The sequence below is a fragment of the Acinetobacter calcoaceticus genome (assembly GCF_016508255.1).
Classification (GTDB): Bacteria; Pseudomonadota; Gammaproteobacteria; order Pseudomonadales; family Moraxellaceae; genus Acinetobacter; species Acinetobacter calcoaceticus_E.
In genome coordinates this window covers 408806-422720 of sequence record NZ_JADVKT010000002.1, presented here as the reverse complement: position 1 = coordinate 422720, position 13915 = coordinate 408806, and the positions used below count along the sequence as shown (strand labels likewise).

General features: G+C 40.0%; 16 protein-coding genes. 9 read left to right on the top strand and 7 right to left on the bottom strand.

Annotation, left to right across the window (positions count from 1 at the left end; translation table 11 throughout):
• The first annotated feature begins 319 nt into the window (after positions 1–319).
• Positions 320–1507 carry an MFS transporter gene (locus I5515_RS05925; RefSeq protein ID WP_199965212.1) on the top strand — a complete coding sequence of 396 codons (1188 nt, stop codon included), beginning with the start codon at positions 320–322 and terminating at the stop codon, positions 1505–1507.
• A 9-nt stretch (positions 1508–1516) separates the two neighbouring features.
• On the opposite strand, the gene I5515_RS05920 is transcribed toward I5515_RS05925, so the two are convergent.
• On the bottom strand, positions 1517–2110 hold the full coding sequence (locus tag I5515_RS05920) for a GNAT family N-acetyltransferase (RefSeq protein WP_199965211.1): 594 nt from the start codon (positions 2108–2110) through the stop codon (positions 1517–1519).
• A 42-nt stretch (positions 2111–2152) separates the two neighbouring features.
• Positions 2153–2788, bottom strand: a complete 636-nt coding sequence (locus tag I5515_RS05915; RefSeq protein WP_199965210.1) for an FMN-binding negative transcriptional regulator — start codon at positions 2786–2788, stop codon at positions 2153–2155.
• Positions 2789–2902: 114 nt separating this feature from the next.
• On the opposite strand from I5515_RS05915, the gene I5515_RS05910 reads away from it, so the two are divergent.
• Positions 2903–4396: a PLP-dependent aminotransferase family protein gene (locus I5515_RS05910; protein WP_199965209.1), complete on the top strand. Its 1494-nt coding sequence runs from the start codon at positions 2903–2905 to the stop codon at positions 4394–4396.
• Positions 4397–4403: 7 nt separating this feature from the next.
• Here the strand turns inward: I5515_RS05910 and I5515_RS05905 are convergent, their stop codons facing one another.
• The gene (locus tag I5515_RS05905) at positions 4404–5093 is read right to left on the bottom strand and encodes an LrgB family protein (RefSeq protein WP_002157453.1); all 690 of its coding nucleotides are present in this window, start codon (positions 5091–5093) and stop codon (positions 4404–4406) included.
• Positions 5094–5106: 13 nt separating this feature from the next.
• A complete protein-coding gene (locus tag I5515_RS05900) occupies positions 5107–5538 on the bottom strand; it encodes a CidA/LrgA family protein (protein WP_199965208.1) in 432 nt (143 codons plus the stop codon).
• Positions 5539–5648: 110 nt separating this feature from the next.
• On the opposite strand from I5515_RS05900, the gene I5515_RS05895 reads away from it, so the two are divergent.
• The 3 genes from I5515_RS05895 to yghU all read left to right on the top strand — a co-directional run bounded on the left by I5515_RS05895 (position 5649) and on the right by yghU (position 8183).
• Positions 5649–6554 (top strand): LysR family transcriptional regulator, encoded by a 906-nt coding sequence (locus I5515_RS05895; RefSeq protein ID WP_199965207.1) that lies wholly within the window; start codon positions 5649–5651, stop codon positions 6552–6554.
• Between the two features lie 120 nt (positions 6555–6674).
• Positions 6675–7301 (top strand): glutathione transferase, encoded by a 627-nt coding sequence (gene yfcF, locus I5515_RS05890; protein WP_199965206.1) that lies wholly within the window; start codon positions 6675–6677, stop codon positions 7299–7301.
• Between the two features lie 33 nt (positions 7302–7334).
• Positions 7335–8183 carry a glutathione-dependent disulfide-bond oxidoreductase gene (yghU, locus tag I5515_RS05885; protein ID WP_199965205.1) on the top strand — a complete coding sequence of 283 codons (849 nt, stop codon included), beginning with the start codon at positions 7335–7337 and terminating at the stop codon, positions 8181–8183.
• 77 nt (positions 8184–8260) lie between these two features.
• Here the strand turns inward: yghU and I5515_RS05880 are convergent, their stop codons facing one another.
• Entirely contained in the window at positions 8261–8668 is a 408-nt protein-coding gene (locus I5515_RS05880) for a DUF2000 domain-containing protein (RefSeq protein ID WP_199965204.1), read from the bottom strand.
• A gap of 161 nt (positions 8669–8829) precedes the next feature.
• On the opposite strand from I5515_RS05880, the gene I5515_RS05875 reads away from it, so the two are divergent.
• Positions 8830–9432: a LysE family translocator gene (locus tag I5515_RS05875; protein ID WP_199965203.1), complete on the top strand. Its 603-nt coding sequence runs from the start codon at positions 8830–8832 to the stop codon at positions 9430–9432.
• A gap of 49 nt (positions 9433–9481) precedes the next feature.
• On the opposite strand, the gene I5515_RS05870 is transcribed toward I5515_RS05875, so the two are convergent.
• Both I5515_RS05870 and I5515_RS05865 read right to left on the bottom strand, forming a co-directional pair.
• Complete coding sequence (locus I5515_RS05870) at positions 9482–10300, bottom strand: AraC family transcriptional regulator (protein WP_199965202.1); 819 nt, start codon at positions 10298–10300, stop codon at positions 9482–9484.
• Positions 10301–10339: 39 nt separating this feature from the next.
• Entirely contained in the window at positions 10340–11260 is a 921-nt protein-coding gene (locus I5515_RS05865) for a LysR family transcriptional regulator (RefSeq protein ID WP_199965201.1), read from the bottom strand.
• A 126-nt stretch (positions 11261–11386) separates the two neighbouring features.
• On the opposite strand from I5515_RS05865, the gene I5515_RS05860 reads away from it, so the two are divergent.
• The 3 genes from I5515_RS05860 (at position 11387) to epsC (ending at position 13830) form a co-directional block, all read left to right on the top strand.
• Positions 11387–12124, top strand: a complete 738-nt coding sequence (locus I5515_RS05860) for an SDR family oxidoreductase (RefSeq protein ID WP_199965200.1) — start codon at positions 11387–11389, stop codon at positions 12122–12124.
• Between the two features lie 236 nt (positions 12125–12360).
• Complete coding sequence (locus tag I5515_RS05855; protein WP_199965199.1) at positions 12361–12870, top strand: rhodanese-like domain-containing protein; 510 nt, start codon at positions 12361–12363, stop codon at positions 12868–12870.
• Between the two features lie 18 nt (positions 12871–12888).
• A complete protein-coding gene (epsC, locus tag I5515_RS05850; RefSeq protein ID WP_199965198.1) occupies positions 12889–13830 on the top strand; it encodes a serine O-acetyltransferase EpsC in 942 nt (313 codons plus the stop codon).
• The last annotated feature ends 85 nt before the right edge of the window (positions 13831–13915 follow it).

The following is a 13915-nucleotide window of genomic DNA, read 5'->3' as shown; positions in this document are numbered from 1 at the left end:
AACTTCAGGTTAATGATTTATTTTAAGATGAATCAAAAGAGAAATCTAAAAGGATAAACGCAATAAACATGCTGTATTAATAGACCCATTTAGAAAAAGGGTGATTCAACTGTTTTGTATCAAACTATCAGATGATAGAATATTAAGTCTGATTAAGCCGCTGCAATTAATTGATAAAAAATAGATTATGCCAAAAAATATAGATATACCTGCCGCAAAAAACTCATGCACATTTTCAAGCTGGCCTGTTGATACTTCACTATATAAAAACCGAAAACATCCAGACTCATCAATTAATACTTATAATTAAAGGCTCTTTATGCTTCAAAATACCATGTATCGCCAAGTTCTAATTTTGGCGAGCTCCCAGTCACTTTTTCAAACGATATCAGTGATCGTCATGACCATTGGTGGTTTGGCTGGGGCTAATATTGCAAATACTCCTACGCTTGCAACTTTACCCATTGCATCTATGTTTTTGGGTACGGCTTTAATGATGTTTCCTGCCTCGATGCTCATGGCGCATGTAGGACGACGTAACGGTTTTTTATTCGGCGCTTCTTTAGGCGTGCTTGGCGGCATTATTGCCTCAATTGGCATCTTTTATAGCTCACTAATCCTTCTTGCATTAGGCACGCTATGTGTTGGAGCATATCAATCTTTTGCTCAGTTTTATCGTTTTGCTGCCAGTGAAGTTGCAAATGATGCATTCCGTTCACGTGCTATTTCTTGGGTTATGGCAGGTGGTATTGTTGCTGCACTCATTGGCCCAACTTTGGCACGTTTTGGTGGCCCTTTATTCCAACATTTAGAATATATCGGTTCATTTTTAATTATCAGCATCATTTCGCTCATAGCAATGGGTATTTTATCCAGCTTAAATATTGCTCATACAGTTGAACAAAAGTCTGACTTTACTGCTGGTCGACCATGGCAAGAGATTGTATTTAAACCTACCTATTTAGTTGCTTTGTTTGGGGCGGTAACAGGCTATGGCATCATGATTTTAGGTATGACTGCCACACCGATCGCCATGCGACACTCACATCATGAACTTGGATCGATTACGACAGTCATTCAACTGCATGTACTCGGTATGTTCCTGCCTTCATTCTTTACTGGAAATTTAATCGCCCGATTTGGTGTGCTTAAAATCATGTTTGCAGGTCTTGTGTTATTTGCTTGCTACATTGGTTTTGCCCTCTCTGGTATTCAGTTCGAATCTTTTGCTATCTCCTTAATTTTATTAGGCGTGGGATGGAACTTTTTATTTATTGGCAGTACTTCTTTATTAATAGGAACGTATACACCAGCTGAAAAAGCCAAGGCCCAAGCAATTAACGATATGACTGTTTTTATTGTCGGATTAATCTGTTCTTTTAGCGCAGGTGCGTTACTCGACTTAGTTGGCTGGAAAGCAATGAATATGGCTTTAATACCGTGGTTAGTCATTGCAGCAGTTTCTCTTTTCTGGCTCAGCCCTAAAAGAGAAAAGCAGCTTGTTTAAAAATGATTTCTAACGCGGTTTGCTTAACAGCCATTCCAAGTTTTGACGAACCGCAGGCCATTCATGTTTTAAAATGCTATAAACATGAGTGTCCCGTAAAATATCATCTTTGACAATTTGATGACTTCTAAGTACGCCATCGAGCTTTGCACCTAAACGTACAATTGCGGCTTGGCTTTGCACATTTAAAGAAGATGTTCGTAACTCAACCGCAATGCAGTCTAAAGACTCAAATGCATGAGCCAACAATAGTTTTTTACACTCAGTGTTCACAGGCGTGCGCTGTGCAGATTTACGATACCAAGTCGAACCAATCTCTGCACGGCGATGAGCTGCTTCAATATGCATTAAGGTCGTCATACCCACCGCTTGCCCAGTTTTTCGGTCTTCAATATAAAATGGCAACATGCTTCCTGATTGTTGCAAACCAAGACGTCTTTCAATTTCAGCAATCATCTGCTCTGGTCTTGGAACACGCGTGTACCAAAGATTGTAGAGCTCCCCATCGCAAACTGCTTCTGCTAGAGATTCAGCTTGAGTTAGATTTAGCGGCTTTAAAATAACGTGTTCGCCTACCAGCTCAACAGGTGTGGTCCAAGACATATTTTTCTCCTCAATAAGTACTAAACTTTTATATTTGCAAAATTATTTATTTAATTCAGCCACACTGTACATAGCGTCTGCTATGGTTTGATGACCAGATTTAGATAGCCCATCTGCTGCCCCTAAAATGTCTCGATGCTCTTTGTTCTGCCCAAGTTTTGATTTACCCCGAAGCTTGGTAATTTCAATTTCTAGACCAACAATGGCTTTTAGCATAGGTTCAAGATAGTCTTTTGGTGCATCTGACATTTTCCATGGTTTAGGCTGAGAGGCTTCATGCGTACGGGTTAATCGAGCTACTACACCGCGAACAAAGCGCTCATCATCTCGAATGGTTACCTTGCCATAAGCATGCACAACCCTATAGTTCCATGTAGGTACTTGTCTGTGCTGTTCATGTTTAGATGGATACCAGTTTGGGGAAATATAAGCATCGCCCGCTTGAAACACGACCAGTACCTCATCTCCATTTTTAATGTCCTGCCAAACAGGATTAATTCTAGATACATGCGCATGCAACATACCAAAGTTCCCTTCATTTGCCTGCAACTCAAAAGGAAGATGATTTGCATCTAAACCATTACTTCCATGAGTCAAAAGAACACCAAATGGATACTCTCTAATAAGAGCATGCAATACATCCAATTGGTTTTCTGCAAAATCATCAGGGATATACATGGCTAAAACCTCGCTGTAAATATTAGGGTTATTTATATTTTGTGTTGTAAATTTTCTGGTTTATGTGGATTATTAAAAAGAACCACTTTGTATTTTTTTAAGTAGACCAGAATTATGGCAAGAATGGCAAAAGTTGTTGAACTTCCGTCTATTGCAAAGATTGATAAAAGCCAAGGTAAAATCAGTGCTCAACTGACTCAAGCCTTACGCGAAGCCGTACAAAGTGGCGATTTGCAATCAGGAGATCCTTTACCATCTTCTCGGGAACTGGCTCAAACACTTGGAGTCGCTCGCGGAACCATTATTGAAGCTTATGATCAGCTTTTGGCCGAAGGTGTTTTTGACTCTCAAGCACGAACTGGAACTTATGTATCCCATGCTTTAGTTAAAACAACTGCTCAACAACATGCTAAAAAAGAAACTTTTAAACGTACCTCAATATCTTTAACTAAATCTGCACTTTCTTATGCCCAAGTACTCAAAGAATTTAAGCCGCTTCCGCATGTTCCATTTGCCGTATCTGTACCCGTTGGTCGAACAAAACCAAGTGATGTCTGGCGTAAGTTTGGCAATAAATTTAGATCTCGAGGAGCAGGTGCTCCTTCGGGATATGGTGAACCGCAAGGTGTGTTGTCACTCAGAATTGCTATAGCAGACTACGTACGCCGATCACGTTCTGTACACTGCGAACCTGACCAAATTGTGATTACCCCCGGCATTCAACAAGCACTCTATATTTGCAGCCAGATTTTATTTGAGGCTAAGGATGAAGTCTGGATTGAAGATCCAGCTTATCGTGGGACCACAGCCATTTTTGAACACGCTGTACAAAATATTGGTATGGTCCGTGTTCCCGTCGATGAAGAAGGTATTCAGGTTGAGGCTGGTATAAAACTGTCTAAGCATGCTCGTGCGGCTTTTGTGACGCCATCTCACCAATATCCACTCGGCATGCCGATGAGCCTAGCAAGACGCACTGCGTTATTGGCTTGGGCAAAACAACAAAATGCGTGGATCATTGAAGATGATTATGACAGTGAACTTCGTTATAACGGTCAGCCCTTCCCATCCTTACAAGGCATGGCACCCGATCAAGTCATTTATCTCGGTACGTTTAGCAAAGTATTATTTCCATCACTGAGACTGGGTTATGCAGTGCTGCCTAAAGAACTGGTAGCACCGTTTTGTGGGCTTAGAGTATTAATTGATCGTCATCCGCCTGCTGCGGACCAACACGTTTTAGCTGCTTTCATTCAAGAAGGCTATTTAGAGCGGCATATTCGACGTATCCGAAATGTTTACGCAGAAGTTCGAGAACACATTATTGGTTTAATTGATAAATACATCCCTCAAGAACTGGCTTGGTTACAGCCGGGCGATCAAGGCATGCACATGGTGTTATGGCTTGCGCCTCATATTAACGATATTGAAGTTGCAAGCACAGCGGTCAACGCTGACATTGCGATTAAAGCCATTTCATCAACATTTTCAAAAGAGCGACAACGTTCGGGTTTAATTATTGGATTAAGCGACTTTGAACCCGAACTCCTGCAACAAGCTATAAAAAAGCTATCAAAAATTATTCAACAACATGCTAAGCCAATGTAGACAAAGCTTACAACAGCAACCATAGGTGAATCGCAAATGGTCCAATGAGTACCATTAAAATACCTGCAATCACCATGGTTAAACTTGCAATCACACCTTCTTCGCTATTGCGCTGCTGGGCTCTGACCGTACCAAAACCATGGGCTGCATTGCCAAAAGCAGCTCCATTTGCGACATTAGAACGAATTTTAGTAATCGCTAAAATCGCATCACCACAAATCATCCCCACCAAACCAGTAATGACGGTAAATAGTGAAACCAAAGCTGCCGAACCGTGAATATCTTCCGCTAAAATCATGGCAAACGGCGTTGAAATAGAACGGGCCATTAAACTGTTAGTCACTTCAGGACTAAAATGGAACCACTGCGCCATTTCGTAGGCAGACATTACGCCCACACTCATTCCCACAATGATCGCAATCGAGAGAACCCCGAGGTTTTTACGAATCGTTTCCCGATAGCGATAAATCGGTACAGCGAAAGCTACCGTTGCAGGTCCTAATAAATTAACAATCCACTGCGTATCTTCTGCATAAGTTTGATATGAAATTCCAAAAATCGTCATCAAAATAATGGTAAGTACAGGCACACTAATCGCAGGAGACAGCCAAAGTTTCGGATTTTTCTGATAGATTCGCTTTGCTACTACATAGGCTGCCAACGTCCAAATCAGGCAAAGAATTGACCAAATATTCATGTTGTTTTGCTCTTTAGATATGCTTATGTTGAAGACGTTTTCGGGCCTGTAAATAAGTCTTCAAACGATTGTAATAGTGGATGGTCAAACACGTACTGAGCATGACTGAAATGGTCCCTACTGCAATGCTCAAAACAATTTGCCACCCTTCGGTCATAAATAAAGTTTTATATTGGACTACGGCGACTACAACAGGCACAAAAAACAGTAATAACTCACCTAAAACTACGGTTGCTCCCATTGCTACCTGATCCATTTTGATCACTTTAAAGAACAGGCATAAAAGCAATAAAAACATACCTAAAATGCCTGCCGACACAGGCACACCAAGTTTTTGATGCAAGAGATATCCGACCCACCAAAATCCGGCCAAGATCAAAATTTGTTTAACTAACTCTAAAAGCGAAGATTGTGCGGGTGTTCCAGAAGCAGATTCAGTACTCATGTTTTAAGATTAAATGGTTAACTACACCATTATGTTATCTGGGTTAAAGATGCTGAATATGAATTATTCATGTTAATATTATTCCAAAATGGAATAATCTATTCTTTATTATGCTTTCTCTAAAATCCTTACAGTGCTTCGTTACACTAGTTAGAACTAAAAGCTTTACTCGTACCGCTGAAGAGCTGTATCTGACCCAACCCACCATTAGTAAAATAGTACAACAACTTGAAGAGCAGCTTCAGGTACAGCTGTTGGTTAAACCTGATCACGGCCGTAAAAGACAAATTGAACTAACTGAAATTGGAGAGCGTATTTATCAGCATGCGATTGAGCTTCTTCAGGCAGAGCAAAATATCTTTCTTGAAATTGAAAACTATCAACAATTAAAAACAGGAACTTTAAAACTTGGCGTTCCCCCTTTAGGCTCCCAGCTTCTAACGACTGCCCTGTTTGATTATCACCAACAGTGGCCAGATATTGAATTGGCTTTTATGGAAGTCGGTTCACGCGGTATTGAACAAGCTTTACTCAATAATGAGCTAGATGTTGGCGTTTTATTGCAGCCTTTTGATACGCAAATTTTTAATAGTATTGAGTTATGTAATTACCCTTTAATGGTCCTTTTACGTCGAGATGCAACTTGGGCAGCCCGTAAAAAAATAAATCTAGAAGAGCTACAACACCAATCGTTTTTAATGTTTCCTGAAAATTTCTCTTTAAACAGTATTATTCTCGATGCATGTAAACAGCATGGTTTTTATCCAACCATTGCGTGTCGTACCAGTCAATGGCACCTCTTGGCAGACATGGTGCTACAGCGCATGGGTATTGCGCTTTTGCCTCAATATTATACTGACATGCTTGACCCTACTTTATTTGCAGCAGTGCCGCTTGAAAAACCAAATATTCAATGGCACTTAGTCATGGCTTGGAAAAAGAATCTTCCTGTCTCACCAGCGGTACAAGCTTGGCTCAGCATTGTGCACCAACATTTTCAGCACATTAAGCCCTAATCTTAAATACTGAAATAGTATGATTCAAAACCAATAAAGCTTTTCCACAAAAAAGCTACCCAATCTTGGCTTAGCTCACTTAGACTAGATCGCATCTGTTTTACGACATGGACAATAACAATGAATAATGAACATTTTAAGCTATACACAGATTCACAATTTTTAAGCCCCTATGCTTTTACAGTTTTTGTAGGGCTACATGAAAAACAAATTCCATTTGAAATAGCACCTATCAACTTAGGCCAGCAAGGCCAGTTTGAAAAATCTTACGTAGAAAAGTCATTAACAGCCAAAGTGCCTGTGCTTGAACATGATGATTTTGCCTTATCAGAATCATCTGCTATTTTGGAATATCTTGAAGATCTCTACCCAGATACAACAATTTATCCAAAAGATATTCAGGCACGTGCAAGAGCACGACAAATTCAAGCATGGCTCAGATCAGACTTGATCGCTTTAAGAACTGAGCGTCCAACCGATGTCATTTTTATTCAGCCCAAATCTATTCCACTTTCTGAACAAGGTCAAAAAGCAGCCGAGAAACTTTTCTTTGTTGCAGAAAAACTTCTAGCGCCTAACGCCGAATTTCTATTTGGTTCATGGAGCATTGTGGATGCTGAACTTGCACTGATGTTGCAGCGCCTCATTCAAAATGGTGATGCTGTACCACAGCGATTAAAAAATTATGCACTGCAACAATGGCAACGCCCGACCGTACAAAAATGGCTTGCTTTGCGACATAACTAAGCCCTTATATTTCAACCAAACATGAGATAAAAAATGAGTGATTCAAACTATATTCCTCCACAAGTTTGGCAATGGACTGGAGAAAAAACCGATTTAAACCAGCCGACCTCAGGCGCTCGCTACGAACATACCCTTCCTGTCGGAAAACATCCGCTACAGCTCTACTCTTTAGCCACGCCGAATGGTCAAAAAGTCACTATTTTGCTTGAAGAGCTTTTGGCATTAGGGCATCAAGATGCTGAATATGATGCGTGGCTGATCAAAATTGGTGAAGGACAACAATTTGGCAGTGGTTTTGTAGAAGTTAATCCAAACTCTAAAATTCCAGCATTGGTTGATCATAGTCAAAATCCACCATTAAGAGTTTTCGAGTCTGGTTCAATTTTGCTTTACTTGGCTGAAAAGTTTAAAGCGTTCATTCCTACCAATATTGCCGCACGCACTGAATGTCTTAATTGGTTATTCTGGCAAATGGGTAGCGCACCATATTTAGGTGGTGGTTTTGGACATTTTTATGCCTACGCACCCGTTAAAATTGAATATGCAATTAACCGTTTTGCTATGGAAACAAAACGATTGCTTGATGTCTTAGATCAGCATCTAGCAAAAAATGAATATTTAGCAGGGTCTGAATACACCATTGCCGATATTGCTGCTTTCCCTTGGTATGGTGGCGTTGTTGAAAACTGGGTATATAACGGCGCAGAGTTTTTAGGTGTTGATCAATATAAAAATGTTAAGCGTTGGGCAGATGCGATTTTAGCGCGCCCTGCGGTTCAACGCGGACGTATGGTCAATCGTACTTTTGGCGATTTAGCTACCCAATTGCATGAACGTCATGATGCAAGTGATTTTGAAACCAAGACTCAAGATAAAGTTTAATCGTCATTGTTAAAATAAAACCCACTTTTGCTCAAATCGTGGGTTTTATTCCTATTCAATATCAAAAAATATTTAACTTATTGATGTAATGAAAGTCCCTTCATTGCTTTATCAACTGCTTTTTTAGGTCCTCTTAACGCTACTCCGACCAAATTTAATTGATTCGCATCTTCAGCTAAAAAAACAGCTCGATTATCCTCATCATTACCTGTAGAAAACATGGCATGTACATAGGGAATAATCGTTAAATCTTGCTCAATTGCCTTACGATGCGCTTTTTGCAGTCCTAATAAATCCCCTTCAAATACCAACATCGGCTGCCCTAGCATATTGCCATATTCATACCCATTCGCATCGATATAAGGTTTACCCAACATTTCTGGAACAGCCGAGGCAACCCCTGTTGCCAAAAAAGCCACAACATTTAGCCTTTGCCAAGTCGCAAGATCATTACGAACAACCAACGCGATTTTTGTGTCAAACATTCAATTTTGTCCTGAATCATTAGCTTTAAGTCACTCATCATGACGAATTCAGATTTTTCTCGTCTTGTACGTTTGTGCAGACTTAAGACTTATCACAAACGTACAAGATCCTAAATTGATTGCTCATTATGCTGAGGTTGTTTTGATTCAGTAGATACGTTATGGAAATCTTTCTTTATACCTTGAGTGTGATGTATAGCCCCGGTCCAGTAAATTTTATGGGCTTAAATGCGGGACTTACCGGACAATTCAAAAAAACGATTTATTTTTTCATGGGTGTAGGCTGTGCCATGTTGATGTTATTCATGATTTTTGGATATATCGGCGCAGCGATCATTCCACAAAATGCCTTGCACTATATTGCTTTGTTCGGTGCACTTTATACGTTTTATCTTTCATATCAAATGTTAAAGTCAGATATCGATATTAGTGATGAAACCACTGAAGTCCAGACTTTGTCTTTCTGGAATGGTTTTTGGATACAAGCTTTAAATCCAAAAGGGATTTTAGTCATTTTGCCTGTAACCACGATTATGTACCCGACAGCACACATTACTGGCATTCAAATCTTTTTAGTGTCATTGCTCATTTCGATTGGTGCAGCAGGCGCGCCCTGCCTTTACTCATGGGCAGGTGCAGTATTAGGAAAAAAAATCAAAAATAAAATTTGGTTTAATCGTATAAACAAAGCCATGGGAACAATGCTGATCGTTTCCGGCATATTTATGCTTTATGATTTCTTAAAAGGCATAAATCTAATGTAGAACAAAGTTGAGGTCAGTCTAAAAACAGGCTGACTTTTGAATAGCTTGTTTAGGAAGATAGCTTATTGATCATTCGCCATCTGGCTGGAGTTAAACCGAACGCTTTTAGAAAATGACGTGTCATGTGGCTTTGATCAAAAAATCCGGCAATTAATGAAGCTTGAGTTAAGGACTCTCCATACATTAGACAGGACTTCACAACTTCCAGCCTACGCATAGTCATATATCGATGTGGACTTGTACCAAATAATAGCCGGAAGTCCCTAGAAAGATTCCAACGGTCTCGTCCAACATTTTTTTCAATATCATCTAAAGAAATATTTTCATATAAAGAGGCATGTATAAATTCTCTGGCGCGCTCCGCAGCCACATAGTCATACGAATGGGAAGCTCGCACATTTTTGTCAGAAATTTCATAAAGTGTGGTTGCCAAATCATAAAGAGCATCTTGGTTCTCTAAAGGGTCGATATGTTGATCCATCCCTTGTAATAAAACATCAGTTGCCTTAAATAGTCGAATATCTTGACTCAACCCATTATCAAAAAATGGTAAAGGTTTACCCTTCATAATTTCCTGTAATATCGCAGGTTTTACGTACACCATCCGGTATCTAAAACCTTCACGCGTACCTGACTCTCCATCATGTTTTTCATCAGGATGTATAACCATAGTCATGCCCGGCAAGCTATGTTTCATTTCTCCACGATAATGAAAACTTTGAACACCAGTTAATGTTCGTCCAATTGCAAAAGTATCATGGCGATGCGACTCGTAAGCATGATCGGTAAAAAATGCTTCTATTCTTTCCAGACTATTTGGGTCAGAGTCCCTGACAATCCAATCATTTGCATTGGGTAGTTCAATCACATATTCACCAAAATTTTATATGTGCCAGCAAAATTCAGCCTATCCATTTACGCTATTGTTCACTTGAAAATAGCCTGTATATAGCTCATTCAACCAAGCCACAAAAGCTCGCACGCGTGGTGATAGCTGCCGATGTTGCGGGTACAATGCAGAAACCGACATATTCGGGCTTTTCCACTCAGACAAAACCTCGACCAGTTGCCCATCTTTTAACTCAGCGGCCACATGGTAACGCGGTACCTGAATTAAACCTGCACCACGTAAAGCACATAATACATAGTTTTCGGCATCATTTACCGCTATCCAGCTTTTCAAAAAATAATCTTGTTTTTTGCCATTCACCATCAGTTCAAATGGGTAATTACGCCCACCTGTTGTCGAGAAAAAATTAACACAATAATGGGATAACAACTCTTCTGGCTGCTGAGGCGTTCCATATGTATGTAAATAGTCAGGACTCGCACAAATGACTTGCGGCATATCGGCCAAATGTCGAGCAATTAAAGATGAATCATCCAAACGTCCAGCTCGTACCACACAGTCTATCCCTTCCCTAATAAGGTCAACCAAGCGATCTCCTGTACTAATGACTAGTTCAATGTCGGGGTACTGCTGATGAAATTGATCAATATGCGGTAAAACAATTTTAGTCGCATGCGCACCCGATAAATCGACACGTAATAAGCCTCGTGGCTGTGCAACGACATTGCGCAGTGAAGATTCAGCATCATCCAGTTCCGATAATATTTGTGTACAACGCTCATAAAATGCCTGCCCATCGAGTGATGGCCTGACATGTCGCGTAGTCCGTTCCAGTAAACGGCACTGTAAATTATTCTCTAACTCTTTAATGGCATTACTGGCTGTGGCACGTGGAATATTCAGTTGGTCTGCTGCCTGACTAAAACTACCCAGCTCTACGATTCGGGTAAAAAGTTGTAAGGTATCAAATTTATCCATGATGCTCTCTTTCTAGCCCGCCATATTATTAATGCATATGGAATTATCTTATCCAATTATGAGACTTTATCCCATATTTCTACATTATTAAAATAAACCATACTTACTCGAACAGGCGACCTAAAAATGAATATTTCAAAAAAAACAGCTCTTGTCACTGGTGCATCTCGCGGGATTGGACGTGCTATTGCCGAACGTCTAGCTCAAGATGGTTTTTATGTGGTGATTAATTATGCTGGCAATGCAACTCATGCCCAAGCAGCTGTAGATCACATTATTGAGCAAGGTGGTCAAGCCTCTGCCATTCAAGCAGATGTCGCAAATGAACATGATGTCAGTCGTTTATTTCAAGAAGCAAAAGCGATTAATGGTCAATTAGATGTCGTAGTTCATAGCGCAGGCATTATGCCAATGGCAAAAATTACACCTGAAGCTCTGCCTGATTTCGATAAAGTAATTCATACCAATTTACGGGGCGCATTTTTAATATTGGCTCATGCGGCCGAAACAGTGCCAGATGGTGGCCGAATTATTACGCTTTCAACCAGTGTGATTGCTAAATCTTTTCCGGCATATGGCCCCTACATTGCTTCAAAAGTAGGTGTAGAAGGCTTGGTACATGTGTTAGCAAATGAGTTACGCGGACGCAATATCACTGTAAATGCAGTTGCGCCCGGTCCAACAGGTACTAACCTTTTTTACAATGGAAAAACTGACGAGCAGGTTTCGGCTATTGCAAAACTTGCCCCATTGGAAAGAATTGGAACACCTGAAGAAATTGCCAGTGTAGTTGCCATGCTAGCTGGTCCAGATGGAGGCTGGGTAAACTCTCAAGTGATTCGGGTAAATGGTGGATTTGCTTAAATTTTAAAACCGTGTGGATTATTTTAATCTATACGGTTTTTTACTTAATATTAATTTATTCAATCCATTTTATTTCAAGGGCTTTATAAGATTAATTAATACTATTTTATAAAAAATATTTACCCTCCTTATTTATCAAAAAAATATATATAAATAGATATTCCTTATTTTTTCTTATATTCGATTCAGCGTAAATTGATTATTAACAATCTGAATCGAAGATAAGGATATATTCAATGAATGCTAAATTAAATACAGAAGCTCCTCAAAGCTTTATCTCAAATGGTTCAAATACATCCTTTTCAACTGAAGAAATTCTGAGTAAAGCTCAGCAATATGCACAAGACCACGAACTGAATTTTAGTGGCAGTTTATCTCCTACTGAGGCATGGCAGCTCGTAGAACAAGGACAAGCTGTTTTAGTTGATGTACGCACCAATGAAGAACGTAAATTTGTAGGATATGTTTCTGAAAGTGTTCATGTTGCATGGGCAACAGGCACGTCATTTAACCGCAATCCACGCTTTTTAAAAGAACTCGAATCAAAGGTCGGCAAAGATAAAACCATTCTTTTGTTATGCCGTAGTGGCAACCGTTCAGCACAAGCTGCCGAGGCCGCATTTAATGCTGGTTTTGAGCACATTTATAACGTTCTTGAAGGCTTCGAAGGCGATCTAAATGATCAGCAACAGCGTAATCAGAAAAATGGCTGGCGCATCCATCAACTTCCTTGGCAACAAGACTAATACTTTAATCAATTTTCAGTGAATCAAGGAAAGCTTGTGACTCAATGGAACATTAATGCTGTTGTACAGGGTTTACAACAAGCACGGCATGACTGGCGTCAGCAGCAACACAGAATCAAAGAGTTTGGTGGGCGCGAGCTTCCTTCTAAAGAATCTCTAAAAGCTATTTTGGATGACCTATGCGGTATTTTATTTCCAATGCGTTTAGGCCCTGCTGACTTACGCCAAGAAACTGAAGATTCTTATATTGCCTACACTTTAAATCGGGTACTTACCGCGTTACATACGCAGGTACAGCTCGCTTTAAATTATGAAGCAAAACGCCACGCCGATCATTTAAACAAAGCGCAGCAGTCACAAGAAATTGCTCAAAATATTGTGCAGGATTTTGCCAACACTTTGCCCTCTATACGGCGTCTTTTAGATGCAGACGTACATGCAGCCTATGAAGGAGATCCGGCAGCACATAGTGTAGACGAGGTACTACTTTGCTATCCGGGCATATTTGCGATTATTCATCATCGAATTGCGCATCAGCTCTATGCCCAAGTGCCTTTATTGTCTCGCATTATTTCCGAGTTGGCGCATTCTGCAACGGGTATTGATATTCACCCCGGCGCTCATATTGGAAAAGGTTTTTTTATTGACCATGGTACTGGTGTAGTGATTGGGGAAACCAGCGTTATTGGTGAGCGTGTCCGCATTTATCAAGCCGTAACACTTGGGGCAAAACGTTTTGAAACTCATGAAGATGGTGCCTTAAAAAAAGATTATACGCGCCATCCAATTGTTGAAGATGACGTCGTGATCTATGCAGGTGCCACCATTTTAGGTCGTATTACGATTGGGCGTGGCTCAATTATTGGGGGGAATGTCTGGTTAACACATAGTGTTTCCGCAGGTAGCCAGATATTACAGTCTCCCAATGAGTCTTATCAAAAAAATCATATTGCTGGTTAAAAACTATAGATGTGAAATAAATAGATAAGGAGAAAAAATAAATAGTAAGAATTTAACAAGTTAATTTAATGCTTATTTCTAATCT

Excerpts from the sequence above, each read along its gene's own strand:
- I5515_RS05925 (WP_199965212.1), top strand. The coding sequence starts at position 320 with ATGCTTCAAAATACCATGTATCGCCAAGTTCTAATTTTGGCGAGCTCC.
- I5515_RS05920 (WP_199965211.1), bottom strand. The coding sequence starts at position 2,110 with ATGTCTTGGACCACACCTGTTGAGCTGGTAGGCGAACACGTTATTTTA.
- I5515_RS05915 (WP_199965210.1), bottom strand. The coding sequence starts at position 2,788 with ATGTATATCCCTGATGATTTTGCAGAAAACCAATTGGATGTATTGCAT.
- I5515_RS05910 (WP_199965209.1), top strand. The coding sequence starts at position 2,903 with ATGGCAAGAATGGCAAAAGTTGTTGAACTTCCGTCTATTGCAAAGATT.
- I5515_RS05905 (WP_002157453.1), bottom strand. The coding sequence starts at position 5,093 with ATGAATATTTGGTCAATTCTTTGCCTGATTTGGACGTTGGCAGCCTAT.
- I5515_RS05900 (WP_199965208.1), bottom strand. The coding sequence starts at position 5,538 with ATGAGTACTGAATCTGCTTCTGGAACACCCGCACAATCTTCGCTTTTA.
- I5515_RS05895 (WP_199965207.1), top strand. The coding sequence starts at position 5,649 with ATGCTTTCTCTAAAATCCTTACAGTGCTTCGTTACACTAGTTAGAACT.
- yfcF (WP_199965206.1), top strand. The coding sequence starts at position 6,675 with ATGAATAATGAACATTTTAAGCTATACACAGATTCACAATTTTTAAGC.
- yghU (WP_199965205.1), top strand. The coding sequence starts at position 7,335 with ATGAGTGATTCAAACTATATTCCTCCACAAGTTTGGCAATGGACTGGA.
- I5515_RS05880 (WP_199965204.1), bottom strand. The coding sequence starts at position 8,668 with ATGTTTGACACAAAAATCGCGTTGGTTGTTCGTAATGATCTTGCGACT.
- I5515_RS05875 (WP_199965203.1), top strand. The coding sequence starts at position 8,830 with ATGGAAATCTTTCTTTATACCTTGAGTGTGATGTATAGCCCCGGTCCA.
- I5515_RS05865 (WP_199965201.1), bottom strand. The coding sequence starts at position 11,260 with ATGGATAAATTTGATACCTTACAACTTTTTACCCGAATCGTAGAGCTG.
- I5515_RS05860 (WP_199965200.1), top strand. The coding sequence starts at position 11,387 with ATGAATATTTCAAAAAAAACAGCTCTTGTCACTGGTGCATCTCGCGGG.
- I5515_RS05855 (WP_199965199.1), top strand. The coding sequence starts at position 12,361 with ATGAATGCTAAATTAAATACAGAAGCTCCTCAAAGCTTTATCTCAAAT.